This is a genomic window from Pseudomonas sp. HR1 (assembly GCF_030175875.1).
GTDB lineage: Bacteria > Pseudomonadota > Gammaproteobacteria > Pseudomonadales > Pseudomonadaceae > Chryseomonas > Chryseomonas oryzihabitans.
In genome coordinates this window covers 1-509 of sequence record NZ_JASNRF010000088.1, presented here as the reverse complement: position 1 = coordinate 509, position 509 = coordinate 1, and the positions used below count along the sequence as shown (strand labels likewise).

Below are 509 nucleotides of genomic sequence, written 5' to 3'. Positions count from 1 at the left end.
CTACGCATTGCCCAGCGCCAGGTGCTGGTAGACGGTACCGATCTGGCCGACTGGTGCCGGAACCAACGCAGTCGTCAGATCGACCCACCCAGGCGTGATCGGCTGGCCGCCCTGGGCTTCGACTTCGACGCTGGCGTGCTAGATGCCCGCTGGGAAGCCGCCTACACCGCGCTGCAGGAATTCGGTGCGCTGCATGGCCATGTGAATGTGCCGCTCGACTTCGTGCTGCCTGATGGGACAGCGCTCGGTACCTGGGTCGGGAATCAGCGCGCGCGCTACCGCGACGGCCAAATGGACCAGCAGCGAATCGAGCTGCTGAACCAGCTGGGTTTCGTGTGGGAGATGTTCAGTGCGGCATTCGACCAGGGCCTGCAGCACCTGGAGCAGTTCAAGGCCACGCATTGCCACTGCGATGTGCCAATCGCCTACGTGACTAGCGATGGTTACAGGCTCGGCAGGTGGTGCTCGAATCAACGCACGCGGCTGAAGGACAACCCGGAGGATCCGGA

Annotated in this window: 1 protein-coding gene; it reads left to right on the top strand. The window is 63.7% G+C overall.

The annotated features are described in order from the left end of the window. Positions 1–509 (top strand): Helicase associated domain protein (locus QKY98_RS23735; protein WP_284671721.1); only part of this gene is annotated, 509 nt, incomplete at both ends.